14 protein-coding genes are annotated in these 18013 nt (G+C 69.5%); 6 read left to right on the forward strand and 8 right to left on the reverse strand.

The window, feature by feature from the left end:
* Positions 1-70 precede the first annotated feature (70 nt).
* Positions 71-850 carry a maleylpyruvate isomerase N-terminal domain-containing protein gene (locus tag ACWEV3_RS23030; protein WP_452615883.1) on the reverse strand — a complete coding sequence of 260 codons (780 nt, stop codon included), beginning with the start codon at positions 848-850 and terminating at the stop codon, positions 71-73.
* 308 nt (positions 851-1158) lie between these two features.
* Between ACWEV3_RS23030 and uvrA the strand changes: the two genes are divergently transcribed.
* From uvrA to ACWEV3_RS23055, 5 genes are all read left to right on the forward strand, one after another.
* Positions 1159-4020 (forward strand): excinuclease ABC subunit UvrA, encoded by a 2862-nt coding sequence (gene uvrA / locus ACWEV3_RS23035; RefSeq protein ID WP_452615884.1) that lies wholly within the window; start codon positions 1159-1161, stop codon positions 4018-4020.
* Positions 4021-4225: 205 nt separating this feature from the next.
* On the forward strand, positions 4226-4672 hold the full coding sequence (locus tag ACWEV3_RS23040; protein WP_452615885.1) for an SRPBCC family protein: 447 nt from the start codon (positions 4226-4228) through the stop codon (positions 4670-4672).
* 131 nt (positions 4673-4803) lie between these two features.
* Entirely contained in the window at positions 4804-5229 is a 426-nt protein-coding gene (locus ACWEV3_RS23045) for a hypothetical protein (RefSeq protein ID WP_452615886.1), read from the forward strand.
* Positions 5226-5558 carry a winged helix-turn-helix domain-containing protein gene (locus ACWEV3_RS23050; protein WP_452615887.1) on the forward strand — a complete coding sequence of 111 codons (333 nt, stop codon included), beginning with the start codon at positions 5226-5228 and terminating at the stop codon, positions 5556-5558. Before ACWEV3_RS23045 ends, ACWEV3_RS23050 begins: the two co-directional genes overlap by 4 nt.
* Positions 5559-5674: 116 nt before the next feature.
* Entirely contained in the window at positions 5675-6205 is a 531-nt protein-coding gene (locus tag ACWEV3_RS23055; RefSeq protein ID WP_452615888.1) for a hypothetical protein, read from the forward strand.
* Positions 6206-6432: 227 nt separating this feature from the next.
* On the opposite strand, the gene ACWEV3_RS23060 is transcribed toward ACWEV3_RS23055, so the two are convergent.
* From ACWEV3_RS23060 to ACWEV3_RS23080, 5 genes are all read right to left on the reverse strand, one after another.
* Positions 6433-8946: an ABC transporter substrate-binding protein gene (locus tag ACWEV3_RS23060; RefSeq protein ID WP_452615889.1), complete on the reverse strand. Its 2514-nt coding sequence runs from the start codon at positions 8944-8946 to the stop codon at positions 6433-6435.
* A gap of 85 nt (positions 8947-9031) precedes the next feature.
* Positions 9032-10510, reverse strand: coding sequence for a beta-N-acetylhexosaminidase (locus ACWEV3_RS23065; protein WP_452615890.1), 1479 nt, complete (start codon positions 10508-10510; stop codon positions 9032-9034).
* Positions 10507-11358, reverse strand: coding sequence for a carbohydrate ABC transporter permease (locus ACWEV3_RS23070; protein ID WP_132489570.1), 852 nt, complete (start codon positions 11356-11358; stop codon positions 10507-10509). Before ACWEV3_RS23070 ends, ACWEV3_RS23065 begins: the two co-directional genes overlap by 4 nt.
* Complete coding sequence (locus tag ACWEV3_RS23075) at positions 11355-12236, reverse strand: carbohydrate ABC transporter permease (protein ID WP_452615891.1); 882 nt, start codon at positions 12234-12236, stop codon at positions 11355-11357. Before ACWEV3_RS23075 ends, ACWEV3_RS23070 begins: the two co-directional genes overlap by 4 nt.
* Positions 12237-12377: 141 nt before the next feature.
* Positions 12378-13664 carry an extracellular solute-binding protein gene (locus ACWEV3_RS23080; RefSeq protein WP_452615892.1) on the reverse strand — a complete coding sequence of 429 codons (1287 nt, stop codon included), beginning with the start codon at positions 13662-13664 and terminating at the stop codon, positions 12378-12380.
* Positions 13665-13926: 262 nt separating this feature from the next.
* Between ACWEV3_RS23080 and ACWEV3_RS23085 the strand changes: the two genes are divergently transcribed.
* Complete coding sequence (locus ACWEV3_RS23085; RefSeq protein WP_452615893.1) at positions 13927-15825, forward strand: glycoside hydrolase family 5 protein; 1899 nt, start codon at positions 13927-13929, stop codon at positions 15823-15825.
* A 52-nt stretch (positions 15826-15877) separates the two neighbouring features.
* Here the strand turns inward: ACWEV3_RS23085 and ACWEV3_RS23090 are convergent, their stop codons facing one another.
* A complete protein-coding gene (locus tag ACWEV3_RS23090; RefSeq protein ID WP_452615894.1) occupies positions 15878-16411 on the reverse strand; it encodes a DUF1062 domain-containing protein in 534 nt (177 codons plus the stop codon).
* 342 nt (positions 16412-16753) lie between these two features.
* Positions 16754-17968: a hypothetical protein gene (locus ACWEV3_RS23095; RefSeq protein ID WP_452615895.1), complete on the reverse strand. Its 1215-nt coding sequence runs from the start codon at positions 17966-17968 to the stop codon at positions 16754-16756.
* Positions 17969-18013 lie beyond the last annotated feature (45 nt).

The following is an 18013-nucleotide window of genomic DNA, read 5'->3' on the forward strand; positions in this document are numbered from 1 at the left end:
CCGTGCGCATGTTGTGCTGCTATGGCGACACGAAGTGCGCACGGGTGGTGAGCTGCGGAAACGGGCGGGTTCAGAGCCAGTCCGGGAGGTTCGGGGGGTCGCCGTCCAGCAGCTCCGGGCCGGTCCGGCCCAGCAGCCAGCCGAGCATCGGGCCCGGCTCGCCGCGCACCCGGCTCGGCGGGGCGGTGGTGCCGCGCAGGTCCCAGGTCCGCCGGTGGTCGCCGAAGTCGACCTCCACCGACAGGGCGGGCACGTCCGGCCGCCCGCCGTACTGCTGCACCACGTCCTCCAGCAGCTGCTCCGCGGCCGGCCGCGGGATGTCGTCGAAGTCCACGTCGTGATCGAGGTCGACCAGGTGCACCCAGATCTCCAGCAGGCGCAGCCGCAGCATGTGGTGCGCGGGCATCGGGTCGCCCACCGCGTCGGCGATCTCCGCGGTCCACGCCGCCTCCGGCAGCGCGCGGGCGGCGTGCGCGAAGCGGTCGCAGGACGCCGCCAGGTCCTCCAGCAGCAGCCGGTGGCTGCGCACCGCGCCTTCGGTGATGGCCTCGTCCCGGTCGTCGCGGCTGGCGTACATCGCGTGCTCGATCCCGGTCCGCGCCCAGATCAGCAGGTTGACGAACCCGTCGGCGTTGCGGGCCAGGTGCGTGATCACGTGCGCCCTGCTCCACCCGGGCAGCAGGCTGGGCTGGCGCACGGCCAGCTCGTCGAGCCCGGCGACCGTGTCCAGCAGCCGGCTGCTCGCTTCGTCGATGCCGGTCAGCTGGGTCGTGACCTGGTGGGCGAGTTGTGCGGCGGCCGCCGGCTGCGCAACGCTGCGGCCACCGGTCCCGAGGGCGATATCAGCCATGAGGTCTACCTCTGCGTGCAGGAGGGAATTTCGCGACCGGTGAGCATCGAGCTTAATTGCGCAGGCCACAGGCGCGACAGTGCCCATTCCGGGGGAATTTGCGTATCGTCGGTGGAGTCGCGGTCGACCTCCCCGTGTGTCACTCGTTCGGGTACGGGGTGGTTGTTGCGCGGGCTGCGCGCCGCACGCGATCCGGGACTGTCAGAGGCCCCGAATAGCATGGGCGGGCGACGTCGCGTACCTGCCGATGCACTGCCTGCAGCCGGCGCGCGTCCACGTCAACACCAGAACTTTTCGAAGGGATCACCGTGGCTGACCGCCTTGTCGTTCGCGGCGCCCGTGAGCACAACCTGCGCGGGATCGACCTGGACCTGCCCCGAGACAGCCTGATCGTGTTCACCGGGCTGTCCGGCTCCGGGAAGTCGAGCCTGGCCTTCGACACCATCTTCGCGGAGGGACAGCGCCGCTACGTCGAGTCGCTGTCCGCCTACGCCCGGCAGTTCCTCGGCCAGATGGACAAGCCCGATGTGGACTTCATCGAGGGCCTGTCCCCGGCGGTGTCGATCGACCAGAAGTCCACCAGCCGCAACCCGCGGTCGACGGTGGGCACCATCACCGAGGTCTACGACTACCTGCGGCTGCTGTACGCCCGAGCCGGCAAACCGCACTGCCCGGCTTGCGGCGAAGCGATCAGCAAGCAGACCCCGCAGCAGATCGTGGACCAGGTGCTGGAGATGCCCGACCGGGCCAAGTTCCAGGTGCTGGCCCCGGTGGTGCGCGGCCGCAAGGGCGAGTACGTCGACCTGTTCGAGCAGCTGCAGTCGCAGGGCTACGCGCGCGCCCGCATCGACGGCGTGGTGCACTCGCTGGACGCCCCGCCGAAGCTGAAGAAGCAGGAGAAGCACGACATCGCGGTGGTCATCGACCGGCTCACCGTGAAGGCCGGCGCGAAGCAGCGGCTGACCGACTCGGTGGAGACCGCGCTGCGGCTGGCCGACGGGCTGGTGCTGATCGAGTTCATCGACCTCGACGAGGACGATCCGAACCGGGAGCGGAAGTTCTCCGAGAACCTGGCTTGCCCCAACGGCCACCCGCTGGGCGTGGACGAGCTCGAACCGCGGTCGTTCTCCTTCAACTCGCCCTACGGGGCGTGCCCGGAGTGCGCGGGCCTGGGCATCCGCAAGGAGGTCGACCCGGAGCTCGTCGTGCCGGACGAGGAGCTGTCGCTGGCCGACGGCGCCATCGCGCCGTGGGCGGGCGGGCACACCGCGGAGTACTTCACCCGGCTGCTGACCTCGCTGTCGGAGGCCATCGGCTTCCGGATGGACGCGCCGTGGCGGCAGCTGTCCACCAAGGTCAAGAAGGCGGTGCTGCACGGCACCAACGACCAGGTGCACGTCCGGTACAAGAACCGCTACGGCCGGACCCGCTCCTACTACGCCAACTACGAGGGCGTCATCCCGTTCCTGGAGCGGCGGCTGGAGCAGACCGAGTCCGACTACGCCCGCGAGAAGTACGAGGGCTACATGCGGGACGTGCCGTGCCCGGCCTGCGACGGCACCCGGCTCAAGCCGGAGATCCTGGCCGTCACGATGGAGAACGACGAGCGCGGCGAGCTGTCCATCGCCGAGGTCAGCGCGCTGAGCGTGCGCGAGTGCGCCACGTTCCTGGACGGGCTGGTGCTGGGCTCGCGCGAGCAGATGATCGCCGGGCGGGTGCTCAAGGAGGTGCAGGCGCGGCTGGGCTTCCTGCTCGACGTCGGCCTGGACTACCTGTCGCTGGACCGCGCGGCCGGGACGCTCTCCGGCGGCGAGGCGCAGCGCATCCGGCTGGCGACCCAGATCGGTTCCGGCCTCGTCGGCGTGCTCTACGTGCTGGACGAGCCGTCGATCGGGCTGCACCAGCGGGACAACCACCGACTGCTGGAGACCCTCAGCCGGCTGCGGGACCTGGGCAACACGCTGATCGTCGTCGAGCACGACGAGGACACCGTGCGCAGCGCGGACTGGGTGGTCGACATCGGTCCCGGCGCGGGCGAGCACGGCGGCCAGGTCGTCCACAGTGGACCGTACAAGAAGCTGCTGGAGAACAAGCAGTCGCTGACCGGCGCGTACCTGGCGGGGCGCAAGCAGATCCCGGTGCCCGAGGTGCGGCGCCCGCGCGACCGCAAGCGGCAGCTGACGGTGGTCGGGGCGCGCGAGCACAACCTGCGCAAGATCGACGTGTCGTTCCCGCTGGGCTGCCTGGTGTCGGTCACCGGCGTCTCCGGATCGGGCAAGTCGACGCTGGTCAACGACATCCTCGCGGCGGTGCTGGCGAACAAGCTCAACGGCGCCCGGCAGGTGCCCGGCAGGCACACGCGGATCAAGGGCCTGGAGCACGTCGACAAGCTGGTGCAGGTCGACCAGTCGCCGATCGGCCGCACCCCGCGGTCGAACCCGGCCACCTACACCGGCGTGTTCGACCACATCCGCAAGCTGTTCGCGGCGACCACCGAGGCGAAGGTGCGCGGCTACCAGCCGGGCCGGTTCTCGTTCAACGTCAAGGGCGGCCGGTGCGAGTCGTGCGCCGGTGACGGCACGCTGAAGATCGAGATGAACTTCCTGCCGGACGTGTACGTGCCGTGCGAGGTGTGCAAGGGCGCCCGGTACAACCGGGAGACCCTGGAGGTGCACTACAAGGGCAAGACGATCGCCGAGGTCCTCGACATGCCGATCGAGGAGGCCGCGTCGTTCTTCGAGCCGATCAACGCCATCCACCGGCACCTGAAGACGCTGGTGGACGTGGGCCTGGGCTACGTGCGGCTGGGGCAGCCGGCGCCGACGCTCTCCGGTGGTGAGGCGCAGCGCGTCAAGCTGGCCAGCGAGCTGCAGAAGCGGTCCACCGGCAAGACGGTCTACATCCTCGACGAGCCGACGACCGGCCTGCACTTCGAGGACATCCGCAAGCTGCTCGGCGTGATCAACGGCTTGGTGGACAAGGGCAACACGGTGATCGTGATCGAGCACAACCTGGACGTCATCAAGACGGCGGACTGGGTGCTGGACATGGGCCCGGAGGGCGGCTCCGGCGGCGGCATCCTGGTGGCCGAGGGCACCCCGGAGGAGCTCGCGGAGATCGACGAGAGCCACACCGGCCGCTTCCTGGCTCCGGTGCTCTCCGAGAACTGATCCATCGACGCGGCAGAACACCTGCTGTCCGCTCGGACAGCAGGTGTTCTGCCAGGTCAGGCTCGGGTGTAGTGCACGCCGACAGGATGGAACTCATCGCCGCGGAGAGGAGTTCTTCGATCCGGATCCGCAAATTCGCCGCCATCAGCCAGAAGACGCCTTCCGCGTGTCGGGTTCGTTACCCCGGCTGACTAGGTTCGGCGGCATGGCGCAGAACGAGTTCTCGGTTTCCAGCAGCGTTGTCGTGCAGGCCCCGCCGGAGGCGGTTTTCGCCGTGCTGGCAGATCCGCGCAAGCATGCGGTCATCGACGGTTCCGGCACGGTGCAGGGGGAGATGAGCGGCCCGGAGCGGCTGGTGCTCGGCTCCAAGTTCGGGATGCGGATGCGCAGGGGCGTCGGCTACCGGATCACCAACACCGTGGTGGAGTACGAGGAGAACCGGCTGATCGCGTGGCGGCACATGCTGCCCGGCCGGTGGCGGTACGAACTGGAGCCGGTCGGCGACTCGGCGACGAAGGTGACCGAGACCTACGACTTCACCACGATGCTGCCGAAGCTGGTCGCGCGCACCGGCCTGCCGAAGCAGAACCAGCGGTCGATCGAAGCCACCCTGCAGCGCCTCAAGGATCACTTGGAGGCCGAGCAGGCCTGAAGTGGTCGACATCGGGCGCCTCCGCGCCGTTCCCGGTGCGGAGGCGCCCGCCTCTTCGCCGACCAACGGCAAGTAGGTGTCGCATCGGCATCTACTTGACAAGTTGGAAAGTAGTTGCGAACGTAGCTGTCATGAACCAGGTGCAGATGGATGCCGCCGCGCAGCTGGCGCGGGCGGAACGGTTGGGGGCCGAGGCGCGTCGCGGCGGCCGCTGGTACGTGCGGTACATGCTGGTGTTCGGGGTCGGGTCCTTCGCCATGGCAGCGGTCTTCGCGTTCGTGGACGGCAAGACCGCGGCGTTCGTGACGATGCCGCTCTGGATCGCTTTCGTCGTCGCCATCTCCGTCTGGTCGGCCACCCGCAAGGTGGGGATGCGCGGATTCGGGGCGCTCCACGGCACGGTCATGCTGGGGTGGACGCTGGCCTGGATCGCCACGATCGTCGTCGGCAGCAACTGGATGCCCGACGTCTGGCAGTGGTGGATCGGCGGCGGGGTCGTGATGGCCGTGATCGCGTTCGCGGGGGCCGGTGTCGCGCACCGCCGGAGCCGAGGATGAGCGGCGGCGCACACCCCCGGCACCAGCTGGACGATCTCATCCACTCGCCGGTGCGGTTCTCCATCGCCGCGACGCTCGCGGCGGTCGACCAGGCCGAGTTCAAGTACGTGCGCGACATCATCGAGGTCAGCGACTCGGTGCTCTCCAAGCAGGTGTCGACGCTGGAGGGCGCGGGCTACGTCAAGGTGAAGAAGGGCTACGTCGGCAAGCGCCCCCGCACCTGGCTCAGCCTCACGGCGAAGGGCCGCCGGGCGTACGAGGCGCACCTGGCGGCGCTGAAGGCGATCACCACGCAGCCGGCGGCGGAGCCGGCCGAAGAGCGGAGCTGACATGAGCGCAGCGAACATCGCCGCGATCGCGCAACGATCGGGATCGGATGCAACCCGGTTGAGGTCCACTGCGTCCTAGGCGTCGATTTCCAATGCCTGGAACGGAGCCCAGCAACATGACCGTCCTCTACCGGATCTCCATCGACGACAGGACCGACGCCACCGTTCGCGGTCGCTTCCACATGATCAACCCCGATGCGGGGATCCTCCCGGAAGAGGACGACGACCTCCTCCCGCTGGAAATCATGATCGACGCGTGGCGCCGGATGAAGGACGGGTACTTCTTCGTCGGCGACGGGCTCGGGGACGACAGGCTGCCCATGTCCTTCGAGCGGGCTGCCGCGATCGCCGACGAGCACGAGCTGAGGGACGCCTTCGAGAAGGAGCTCGACGACGAGGCGGAACCGGACGAGTACTTCTTCGACCGGATCGACGAGATCATCGAGTCCTCCGGAGTGAGCGAAACGCAGAACGCGCCTGCCTTCTGGGAGGCCGATGGCTTCTGGGACGCCGCCACCGACGAGGATTTCCCGGAAGACATCGACGCCTACCCGTACGTCGAGTTCACCTTCACCGCTCGCGACGCCCGATACGTCGCGCACCTGACGCCCGGCACGCACTGGGCGACGGCGCAATACTGCGACTAACGCTGCCCCCGGAACAGCGAGAAACCCAGGTCAGCACCGCGTATTCGAAGCAGATCGAATGCGCGGTTCTGCGGCGGCGACCCTGGTCCGCTCGGCGAAGCCGGGATCGCCAGCGCGGCCGGCGACCCCAGCACCGACGTCCTGGGCGGGCTGAAGCTTCCGCTGCTGGGCTAGTCGTTCCGCCGCCGCGAGTGCCGGGCATCCCGCCGGGGTGCCCGGCACTCGCATCATCTGGGGCAGGTGGGGGACGGCTCCGGCGTTCTGCCGCAGTGCATCACGGGCTCGGGCGCCCGGCCGCTCTTGCCCTCCACGCGCATCACCGAGATCGCCTTCCGCACCGGGACCTGCCCGGTCGGCGAGCCGAAGTCGATGGGGCCGCTGATCGCGCGGATGCCTTCGGGGTTCTCGCTGAGCCGCGCGATCCCGTACCAGACCGCCAGGCCGTTCAACGGTGTCGTTCCGACATCGGCCTGTCCTTCGGTGACCTTCTGCACCGCCTGCCGGACGAGGTGGACGGCGTCGAAGGCCAGCATCGACCGGCCCGCCAACCCGTCATCGCCCGGCAGCACGCGCTTCCCGGTGAAGTCGATGTAGTCGAGCTGGATCCCCTCCCGCAACTCCCGGTCGAGCAGGAACTTCGTCGCGTCGTCACCGGCCATCAGCTTCGGCATGTTGGCGTCGCCGACGCACCGGTCCTGCACGGCGCTCAGGTAGTTGCTGAAATCGTCCGCCCGCGCCGTGTACAGGGCCAGCGATTCGGGTCCGCACTGCACGGCGTCCGACGGGATGCCGTGCTGGGTGTTCTGGAGCTCGGCCGAACCTCCCAGTTGCGCGTCGACGTCGAGCGCGAGGTTCCTGCTGTAGGTGTCGGCTTCGTCGTAGAAGACGGTGACGTTCTTGCTGCCCAGGTCCCGCACGTGCTGCGCGATGACCTCGGATTCCCAGTGGTTCGTCGGCCCCACCTGGTGGTAGAGCCTGCTGAGGCCGGGGAAGCTGTCGGCCGAGGTCACCGTGCCCACCATGGCAAGCCCGCTGCTGCCCAGCACGGTGATCGCGTCGCCGGTCTCCCGCCAGCTGCCGCCCAGCCCGACGACCGCCACCACCGGTGCTTCCTGCCGGGGCTCGGCGAAGTCGACGATGTGCTCGGCGACGGCCTCGGCGTGCTTCATCTTCGCGCCGCCGTTGGCGAGCACGATCCGGATCGCCACGCGGTCGTTGATCCGCGCGCTCCGCTGGGCCTCGGCCAGCCCCTCCAGCTCCGCCGCGACCCCGTCCAGCGTCGACGAGTCCGGATCCCGGCCGGTGAGGGTGCTGAAGTAGACGATCGAGAAGTACGCGACCTGCTTGCCATCCGCCACCGACCGCTGGTGCAGGTCCGCGGCCTCGGCGTTCTGCTGGTTGATCCGGTCCTGCGCGGCGATGAGCCGATCGCGCAGGGCCGGCTCCGAGATGTCGGCGGAGAAGCGGTGCTCCGAGTCGGCGATCCCGACGCACTCGCCGCCGGTCGACCACAGCGCGGTGTTGGTCCACGGCCACCAGCTCCGGCCGCAGTGGCCGTAGTACTGCTGCAGGTAGACGCCGCCGCCCCCGAGCACCAGCAGGACCACCAGCAGGACCGGGATGCGGCGCAGCAGCTTGGAGCGCTTCAGCGGCAGGGTCGTCTGGCCCAGCGAAACGCCCGGCTCGTCCTCCGTCGACGGCGGTTCGTCGGCCACCCGCAGCGTCACGTACCAGGCGGTGTTCGAGCGCTTGCGCCGCGCTTCCTGCAGCGTCTCCGGCCAGCTTTCGAGGGTGACCGGCGCGCTCGGCGTCTCGCTGTCCTGCAACGGTTCCGGGCCGCTGCCGATCACCAGCAGCGGATCCGGCAGGCCGGTCTCGTTGCGCACGTCGTTGATGAGCCGGACCAGCACCTTGCCGACGGTGTCCTCGCCGAGGTTGCGCAGCAGCAGGACCGGGTAGCAGTCCTTGGGCACCCACTGCCAGCGCCACAGCCGTCGCGCGTAGGAATCGGTGAGGTCCGCCAGGAACGCGTGCACCAGGAGTTTCCGCACCTGTTCGGCGTTCTCCCAGCGCGACGGCGTGGTGATCAGGCGCTGCGCGAAGCTCGGGAAGTCCGCGGATTCGCCCGGCGACAGGTAGCGCTGCCGCATGAACCAGCGGGCAGCGCGGCCCCGGCGCACCCACCACGCGTAGTAGAGCGGGAAGAACGTCAGCGACAGCACGAAGAGGTACCAGGGCAGGCTCTGCGCGGCCGACTCCCACAGCGCGGCCTCCTGCTGCTGGGGCTGGCCGCGCCGGGGCCGGCGGCTGCGGAGGTATTCGCGCAACAGCTGGCGGGTGTGCGAATGCGGGGCCTGGGCCAGGTTCGTCGGCGGCAGGTTCTTCTTCAGCAGCCAGCTCAGCAGCGCGTACCGGCGGAAGCGCAGCCGGCCGATCCGCGGCCAGGAGTCGGCGTCGCGCAGCCCCTGGGCCGCGTTGTCCAGCAGCTTCCGGATCTGCACCGACTTCTGCCGCGGCGTCTCGGCGGGCGTTCCGCCGACGTCGAGCACCACGTGCGGCACGATGGTGCCGAGGTGGTCGGAGAGCTGGTCGATGAGCCGACCGGAGGCGTTCTCGCGCAGCAGGTGGATGATCGGCTGGTCCGGGAGCTTCTCCACGCGGCGTCGCCGGACCCATCGCCGCCCGAGGCGGGACGGCAGCCGGGTGACCGGAACTCCCTGGCTCACGGGTGCTTCCGTCATCCTCACCTCCGGTGACCGGTAGATCATTCAACGTTACCGGTGGCGGCGGCGAATCCGAACGGATTTCAGGGTTTTCCCCGCCGGCTCACCGCGGCCTGCCGGGCACGCCGGGGCGGGTCTGCCAGGGGAGCGGGCCGCCGAGCGGGCGGTATTCGACGCCGTAGGCGTCCAGGCGGGGCAGGTGGTGGTCGACGAGGCGGCGCCGGAAGTCGGCGAAGTCCCGGTCGCTGCTCCAGGCGACCTCGGCGAACGCGGTCAGCCGCGGGAAGGTGGCGTAGTCGACGCGGCGCGGGGTGTCCAGGTGCTCGGTCCAGACCTGCGCCTGCACGCCGAGCGCGCGCTCGGTCAGCGGTTCGTAGGCGTAGACGTCTTCGAGGGTGGTGTTGAAGCCGACCGGGATGGGCTCGTCGGGGTGGTCGGACTGCCGGTGGTCGAAGTAGAGGTGGTGTTCCGGGCACAGCACCACGTCGTGGCCGCGCTCGGCGGCGCGCAGCGCGGTCCGCTCGTCGCGCCAGGTCGCGATGATGGTCCGCGGCGGCAGCGGGTCGACCGACTCCAGGATCTCGTCCCAGGCCGATGCCCGGCGCCCCTGGGCGTGGATGTGCTCGACGAGCGAGCGCAGGAAGGAGCCGTGCTCCGGCGTCACGCCCGGGACCTCGTCGCCGCCGATGCAGATCACCGGCGACGGGAAGACCTCCATCAGGTGGTCCAGGACGGCGCGGTAGAAGTCCAGCGTGGCCGGGTCGGTGTTGAGGATTTCGTCGCTGATGCCCCAGGATTCCCAGACGCGCGGCCGCTGCGCGGTGCCCAGTTCCGGGTAGGCGGCGATCGCGGCCTGGCTGTGGCCGGGCACGTCGACCTCCGGGACGACCGTGATGTGGTGCCGGGCGGCGTGGGCGACGATCTCCCGCAGGTCGTCGCTGGTGTAGAAGCCGCCGTGCGGGCGTTCGTCGAACTCGGGCTGCTCGCCTCGGCCGACCATCGAGCGCCGCCGCCAGGCGCCGACGCGGGTCAGGTTCGGGAACCGCGGCACCTCGACGCGCCAGCCCTGGTCGTCGGTCAGGTGCAGGTGCAGGACGTTGAGCTTGTGCATGGCCAGCAGCTCGACGAACCGGAGGACTTCGCGCTTGGGCAGGAAGTGCCGGGCCACGTCCAGGTGGCAGCCGCGCCAGGCGAACCGCGGCCGGTCCTCGACCCGGCCGCACGGCAACAAGCACCGTCCATAGTGGATCAGCGCGCTCCGGTACGCGGCCGGGCCGAGCAGCTGCCGCAGGGTCTGCGCGGCGTGGTGCGCGCCGGCCGCGTCGTGCGCGACGACTTCCACGCCGTCCGGCCGGATTTCCGCGCGGTAGCCGCCGGGCGCGGACTCGGCCGGGTCGACGCGGAACTCGATCGTCGGCCGCGCCGCGTCCGGCAGCGGCAGCCCGGTGGCGGCGCCGATGTGCCGCCGGAACCAGTCGGCCGTGGTGGGTTCGCCGCCCACCGTGGTGTCCCGGTCCAGCTCGAACATCCCCGCGGCCGGTGCCACCAGCGCGGGCTTCGGTACCAGCGAGTCCCAGCTCATCCCTTCACCGCCCCGGCCAGCCCGGACACCAGGCGTCGCTGCACCACCACGAAGAAGATGAGCACCGGAATCGTCATCAGCGTTGAACCGGCCATGATCGCGCCCCAATCGTTGCCCTCAGGTGTGAAGAACACCAGGATCGCCATCGGCAGCGTCTGGTTCTCCGACGCCGAGATGATGAACGTCTTGGCGAACAGGAAGTCGTTCCAGGCGTGGATGAACGAGAGCACGCTGGTGGCCACCAAACCCGGTGCCACCAGCGGGAAGAGCACCTGCCAGACGAACCGGGTGCGGCTCGCGCCGTCCAGCGTCGCGGCCTCCTCCAGCTCGTCCGGGACGGCCGCGACGAACCCGCGCAGCATCCAGATCGCCAGCGGCAGGCTGAACGCCAGGTGCACCAGGACGAGTGAACCGAGGTGGTTCAGCCCGAACGCCGGGGCGACCGAACCGACCTCGCGCATCAGGAAGAACAGCGGGATCGTCAGCGCCTCCACCGGAACCATCTGCGCCACCAGCAGCATCAGCAGCAGCACGGTGCGGCCGCGGAAGCGGAACCTGGTGAGCGCGACGGCGGCGAGGAACGACATCAGCAGCGAGACCAGCACGACCGCGCCGGCCACCAGCAGGCTGTTCACGAAGTACCCGCCGAGTCCGTCCACTGTGAACACGCGGCGGAAGCTGTCCAGGGTGGGGGTGAAGGTCCACGGCCGGGGATCGGTCGAGAGCAGCTCGCCCTCCGGCTTGAAGGCCGAGAGCACCATCCAGTACAGCGGGAACGCCACCACGACCGCGATCAGCACCGCGACAGAGTTGGCGGCGAGCAGCCTGGGCTTGCGCAACGCACTCATACGAATGCCTCGTCCTTCCGCTGGGCCCGCAGGTAGGCCAGCGTGATCAAGATGAGCAGCACGGTCATCACCACGCCGATGGCCGAGCCGAGCCCGTAGTTCGAGCCCGCGAAGGCCGACTGGTACGCGTAGACGTTGAGGACCATGTTCTGGCCGGCCACCCCGCCGCCGTTGGTCATCACGTAGATCTGGGTGAAGATCTTGAAGTCCCAGATGATCGACTGGATGGTGGCGATGACCAGCACCGGGCGCAGCATCGGCAGCAGCACGCTGCGCGCGGTGCGCCAGGCCGACGCCCCGTCCAGCGCCGCGGCCTCCACCACCTCGCTCGGGATCCCGGTGAGCCCGGCGTAGGTGGTGACGAGCACGAACGGGAACGAGCACCAGATCACCTCGGCGGCGACCAGGCCGAAGGCCACGAACTTGTCGTAGGTCCACGAGAAGCCCGCCGCGCCGTCGATGCCGACGCCGGTGAGCACCTCGTTGACCAGGCCGAAGTCCTGGTCGAACAGGAACAGCCAGACCGTCGACCCGGCCATCGCCGGGGTGGCCCAGGCGCCGATGGCGGCCAGGAACAGCAGCAGCCGCGGCAGCGGGCTGATCCTGGTGGCCAGCACCGCGAGCGCGATGCCGACCGCCATGCTGCCCACCACGCAGACCGCGGCGAAGACGCAGGTCTGCACCAGGATCGTCCAGAACTGGCCGTCCCCGAGCAGCGTCAGGTAGTTGTCCGCGCCGATGAACACCACCGGCGCGCCACCGGACGCCTGCGCCTGCCCGTACTCGTACAGGGAGATCTGCACCAGCTGGTAGAGCGGGTAGCCCATCATGCCGATGAGCAGTAGCGCCGCCGGTGCGAGGTAGAGCAGCGCGGCCATCACACCCGACCTCGAACCCGCGTCGCGCAGCGGAGCGGGCAGCGGAGCCTCACCGGGACGGGCGCAATTTCCATTGAAATTGGACCTTCAATTTCAATGGAAATTGCGGATCCGCTGGTCCGTCGTGTCGAAACCGGCATCTCAGCGACCTTCGAAGACGGTGTTCATCTGCTTGGCCGCGTTGCCGGTCGCCTCGTCGACGCTGGTGCCGGTGATGATCTGCTGCACCATCGTCGGCAGCACGCCCTGCGCGTCGACCTTCGACCAGGTCGCCGAGGTGGGCACGAACCGGGTGCCCGCCTGCAGCGTCCGCACGAACGGTGCGACCTTCGGGTCACCGGCCGCGAGTTCCTGCTGCACGTCGGTGAAGGTCGGCAGGTTGCCCATCGCCGCGTACATCTTGCGCTGGTACTCCTTGCCCGCGAGCAGCTGCACGAACTCGCGCGCCAGCGTCGCGCGCTTGGACGACTTCATGACGCCGAGCATGTTGCCGCCGGCGAAGGCCGGGGCGACCGAACCGGCGGTGTTGCCGGGCAGCGGCACGACGGCGTACTTCCCGCCGGCGGCGCCGGCGTCGACCGCGGCGCGGTTGAAGTCGCCGCCGATCGTCATCGCCGCCTTGCCGGAGGCGAACGCCTGCACGGCCTGGCTGCCGGTCAGGTCCGCGCACTGCTCGCGCGGGCATGCCCCGCCGGTGATCAGCGAAGCGTAGGCGTCGACGCCCTGGCGGGCTGCGGGCTGATCCACAGTGGACACCCACTTCTCGCCGTCCTGGCGGGCCAGGTCGCCGCCGTTGGCCCAGATGAACGGCATCAGCGCGTAGTGGTACTTGCCGCCGACGGAGATTCCGTACATGTCGGGGCGGGCGGTGCGGATCCGCTGCGCGGTGTCGGCCAGTTCCGCCAGCGTGCGCGGCGGCTGCAGGCCCAGTTCGGCGAAGACGTCGGTGCGGTAGTACAGCGCGCGGATGCCGGTGTACCAGGGCACGCCGTAGACCTTGCCGTCGACCTTCGCGGTCTCCAGCACGGACGGGTTCAGGTCGCGGGATTCCGGCCACTGCCCGAGGTTCCCGGTGAGATCGGCCAGGCCGCCGGCGGCGACGTACCCGGCCACGTCGGTGTTGCCGTACTCGGCGACGTCCGGCGCGCTGGCCGGGTCGTTGAAGGCGCCGGTGAAGCGCTGCGACCGGGTGTCCACGGGGATGTACTGGACGTCCACCTGCACGCCCTGGTGTTCGGCTTCGAAGCGGGCGACCGCTTCGTCCACAGTGGCCTGCTTCGGGCCGCGGTTGGTCTCGTCGAACAGCCAGACCCGCAGGGTTCCGGTGCGTTCGTCCTCGGTGGGCGCGGACTGCTGGACCTGCGGCGGGCCGCAGGCCGCGAGCAGCGCGCCGACGGCGGCGACGGTGATGACTTTCCAGGCGCGCATGGGGATTCTCCGTTGCATCATGTGCAATTCCCGTTTTGCATTGAGCAATCGGATCGTAAGGACCGGTTTCCCCGAAGGCAAGGTCTGAACCAATCATGGCTCGTCCGGGCTCGCGCCGTCGCGCCCGGTCCGCGAGCCGGATTTTCCCGGCGAAGAACGGGAAAAGCGTTGATTTCACAGATCATTTCCGCCCGTCGACCCTGCGAGGATGGAGTCCCCGCCGCCGAATCCGCGAATCGTTCGACCTGATTGGGAAGCCGACTTGGGAGACGCACGCATGATCGCCGGGGTGCTCGCCGCCGTCCTCGCGGTGCCGCTGCTGGCTCCCGTCCAACCGGTCGCCGAGGCGAAAACCGGGAAAATCGAGGAGACCGGCGAATCGTGGGCCGGACCGCTGCGCACCGAAGGGCGCTACATCGTCGACGCGGGCGGGAACCGCTTCAAGCTGAAGGCCGGGAACTGGCACGGCGCCAGCGGAACCTGGAACGGCAGCGGCGATATCAACGACCCGGCCAACCACCACTCGGGGGAGAACAGCAGCGGCATCCCGCTCGGCCTGGACCGGGCCCCGATGCGCGAAATCGTCGACAGCTTCCGGGAACTCGGGATCAACAGCATCCGGCTGCCGTTCTCCAACGACATGATCCGCGACTCCGCGACCGTGCCGGACGCGGCCGTGGCCGCGAACCCCGAGCTGCGCGGCAAGACCCGGCTGCAGGTGTACGACGCGGCCGTTTCGGCGCTCACCGACAGCGGTTTCGCGGTGATCCTGAACAACCACACCAACACGACCCGCTGGTGCTGCGGCCTGGACGGCAACGAGCGCTGGAACAGCAGCCAGAGCGACCAGGCGTGGCAGGACGACTGGGTCTTCATGGCCGCCCGCTACCGGGACAACCCGCGCGTGGTCGGCGCCGACCTCTACAACGAGGTGCGCCGCGACCTGATGGACGACCCGAACTGGGGGCTGGGCGACGGCCACGACTGGCACGCGGCGGCGCAGCGCGCGGGCGACCGGATCCTGACCGAGGCCAACCCGAACCTGCTGATCATCATCGAGGGCATCAACTGGTTCGGCATCCCGGCCGACGGCCTGCCGCACGGGAGGCCGACGCTGGAACCGGCGCGCACCCTCTCGCACACCCTGGTGGCGTCGGGAAAGCTGGTGTACTCGGCGCACTTCTACGGCTACACGGGCCCGAACCACAGCGGAGCCACCGGGCTGGGGGAGACGCACGACCCGCGGTACCAGGACCTCAGCCGCGATGAGCTCTACGAAGTGCTGCGCCGGCAGGCGTTCTTCGTCACCGAGGAGGGGCAGCACTTCACGGCGCCGCTGTGGATCAGCGAGTTCGGCGTCGGCGGCCGCGACGAGCAGGACCCGAAGGCGCGGGCCTGGTTCGGCAACTTCGTGGACTTCCTCGTCGCCAACGACACGGACTTCGCCTACTGGCCGCTGGTCGGCTGGCACGAGAACCGGCAGGGCAACGGCTGGGGCCTGGTGCACTGGGACGCCGCGGGCAACCGGATGTTCGTCGACGACGGCGACGACTGGCGCGCGGAAGCCTGGCACCGGCTGGTGAACGCCGAGGCGAGCCCGGCGGGACCGGTCGACACCTGGCGGATGCTGGACGTGGACCACGGCGACCTCGTGCAGTCGGCCCGCCTGCGGGCCGAACCGGATTGGGACCCGGGCGCGGGAAAGGCGGCCTGCCCGGACGGTCAGCGCCTGGTCGGCCTGAGCCACACGGGTTCCCGGGGCCTGTGCACCGACACCGGAGGCGGCGGCTGGGATGCGGGCTACGAGGTGGTCCGCGACGAGCGGCACGTGACCGACGACTGGGCGCCGGGCTTCACGAAGTTCCAGTGCCCGCCGGATTCCTTCGTCGTCGGCTACGCGACCAGGGGCGCAGACCTGTCGTCAACGGTGTGCGGCAAAGTCGCGAACCAGCTCGGAACGACCGGGAGAGCGGTCTGGTTCGACAGGTCGGACGCCCGCCCGCCGGAGGCCCGCGGCGGCGACTTCGCCACGGGCCACTACAAGGGACAGTGCGCGGACGGCGAGTACATCGCGGGAGTCGCCTTCAGCGCCCGAGCCGGCTCCCTGGCGAAGGAACCCGACGCGCTGCTGTGCCGCACTTGGAGTTCTGCGCGGGAGTGATCGTGGGCCTGCCCGGCGGATCACGCCGGACAGGCCCCGTCCCCGGGAGGACTCAGTGCTTGAGCGTGAAGGTGAAGTCCCCGGAGAGCTTGCCGCTCAGGCGGACTGCCGATACGAGATTTCCCTCGGTGAGCAGCCTCTCGACCTCGGCTCGCGAAAAGCCGAAGCCTTCGGCGATCAGCCGCACCGGGCGGACGGGGATCCGCGCCGCAAAGCGGACCGAGACCTCGATCGCCTCGTCCTCCAGCTGATCCGATCCGCCGGTGTCGAGGCGCCAGGCGTTGTCCCAGTCGAGGGCGATGCGATTACGGCGCCGCACGACCGGGTCCTGGAGCAGCTCGGCCGTCAGGTCGGAGTCGTTGTGGTGCAGCCGGTCGAGCAGCTCGGGTCGCACGGAGCGCACGTTCATCCGCTCCAGGACGGTGAGCTTGGTGGTCTCCCCGCAAACTGTGCACAGCGCGAGGAGCCAGACGTCGAGGAGCTTGTGGTTCGCGTTGACGCGGAATTTGCCGCTTGCCTGGAAGCGCTCGGAGGCGCACGCGTGGCAACGGCGGACAATGATAGGCAGGCAGGTGGGCACGACCACCCAGGTTTTGGACATAGAAGTACACCAGTTCCAGTGAGAAGTCCGCAGCGAAAAGGAGCGCGGCGCACATGGGCGACGCGCGACGAATCAGCGCTCGGGAGGTCTCACTGGGTGTACAACGGCACGTCCTCGACAAGGCGACAGGGCGGGAGCACGGTAACAGCACGGGGAAGTGCGACTCCACTGGTTTTCGGGCGAGGCGGTTGTGCTGCCTCGCCACGGCGCCTGGCACCCGCAGCATGCCGATGGACGCGACACGACGTGGAATCCGCTCTCACCCGGCGGCGGAACCCGGCGCCCGGCTGTGTCGCACCTGGAGTTCCGGGCAGGGGTGATCCTGTGTCAGACCGCGGGTTCCAGGTCGGCCGGGAGGATCTGCTCGGTGAGCAGGCGGCGGACCCTGGTGGTTCGGTCGGCTGCTTCGAGCCAGGTGTCGAGCAGTCGCCAGCCGTGGAAGTAGCCCAGCACGTACAGGGCCATCCCGCTGGCGCGCAGTGAGCCCAGCGCCGCACCGGCTTCGGCGTCGGAGAGCAGCGCCCAGCGCGAGAGGTATGCGGCGAGTTCCGACTCCGGACGTCCTTCGGCGGCGAGGAAAGCGGCGTTGGCCCAGGCTCCGAACAGGATGTTCTGGGCCCGGTGGATCGCGGCGAAATCGCTGCCGTCCCCGGCGATTCCCTGTTCGGCGAGGACGTTGTCCGTCAGCCACGCCTGGGCCTCGTCGCCGGGGAACACGATGCTCTCCGCGTGCAGGCCGAGCCCTTCGCTGATCACGAACGACGGCGCGAGCATGAACCGGACCTGCTGGTCGAGGTGGCCCTGCTCGTCGATGAGCAGGCGCTCCTTGAGCATCGACTCGGCGATGTGCCCGGGGTGTCCTTCGTGCGCGACGACGTACAGGAGATCGGCGAGGTTGAACGGCAGGTCGGTGTTGATGTGGATGGTCGATCGCAGGCCGCCTTCGTGATCTCCGGCGGCCCGGAAGTGCGCGCCCGGCACGAGCTTGCACCTCACGACCTCGTCCGCAGGGAGCGACACGATTTCGTTGGTGCGCCGACGAGTCTCGGCGACAGCCCTGTCGACGAGGCCGGGCAGCCTGTCGAGTTGCTCGCGGGGCAAGGTGTGGGCGGCTTGCCAGGCGTGCAGCCGTTCCGCCAGAGAGCCGGTGCTGCGGGGTAGTGCGGCGTTCAGAAGGTCGTGCGCCTGCTGGAACGTTTCCTCCGGAAGCCACTCCGCAGACACGCCCAGGCATTCGCGGGCGTACTCCGGCAACGGCAGCTCTTCCCCGGCCAGCCGCCGGGTTACCGCGCGCAGCGCCGTCAGTTGCGCGCCGAGGTAGCGGGCGTGATCCGGCGCGAACGGCGACTCGGCGAGCAGCGCTTCGGCGTCATCGGCCAGTCGCCCGGCCGGGACCGGCTCCTCGCCGTCCACCCGCTCGCTCCACTCCTGCGGCCCCCGGTAGATGAGCACCGTGCCGCCGGCGTTTTCCGTCACCTGGCGGTTCACCCGCAGCGCCAGCAGCGCGTACTCGCGAAACCATTCCTGCTCTGTCGCGGCCATCGATTCCTCCGGGCCTCGGGGTCTGATCAACGCCATCGAAGCTAG

The sequence above is a fragment of the Saccharopolyspora sp. NPDC003752 genome (genome assembly GCF_053605825.1).

Excerpts from the sequence above, each read along its gene's own strand:
- ACWEV3_RS23030 (WP_452615883.1), bottom strand. The coding sequence starts at position 850 with ATGGCTGATATCGCCCTCGGGACCGGTGGCCGCAGCGTTGCGCAGCCG.
- ACWEV3_RS23040 (WP_452615885.1), top strand. The coding sequence starts at position 4,226 with ATGGCGCAGAACGAGTTCTCGGTTTCCAGCAGCGTTGTCGTGCAGGCC.
- ACWEV3_RS23045 (WP_452615886.1), top strand. The coding sequence starts at position 4,804 with ATGAACCAGGTGCAGATGGATGCCGCCGCGCAGCTGGCGCGGGCGGAA.
- ACWEV3_RS23050 (WP_452615887.1), top strand. The coding sequence starts at position 5,226 with ATGAGCGGCGGCGCACACCCCCGGCACCAGCTGGACGATCTCATCCAC.
- ACWEV3_RS23055 (WP_452615888.1), top strand. The coding sequence starts at position 5,675 with ATGACCGTCCTCTACCGGATCTCCATCGACGACAGGACCGACGCCACC.
- ACWEV3_RS23060 (WP_452615889.1), bottom strand. The coding sequence starts at position 8,946 with ATGACGGAAGCACCCGTGAGCCAGGGAGTTCCGGTCACCCGGCTGCCG.
- ACWEV3_RS23065 (WP_452615890.1), bottom strand. The coding sequence starts at position 10,510 with ATGAGCTGGGACTCGCTGGTACCGAAGCCCGCGCTGGTGGCACCGGCC.
- ACWEV3_RS23070 (WP_132489570.1), bottom strand. The coding sequence starts at position 11,358 with ATGAGTGCGTTGCGCAAGCCCAGGCTGCTCGCCGCCAACTCTGTCGCG.
- ACWEV3_RS23075 (WP_452615891.1), bottom strand. The coding sequence starts at position 12,236 with ATGGCCGCGCTGCTCTACCTCGCACCGGCGGCGCTACTGCTCATCGGC.
- ACWEV3_RS23080 (WP_452615892.1), bottom strand. The coding sequence starts at position 13,664 with ATGCGCGCCTGGAAAGTCATCACCGTCGCCGCCGTCGGCGCGCTGCTC.
- ACWEV3_RS23095 (WP_452615895.1), bottom strand. The coding sequence starts at position 17,968 with ATGGCCGCGACAGAGCAGGAATGGTTTCGCGAGTACGCGCTGCTGGCG.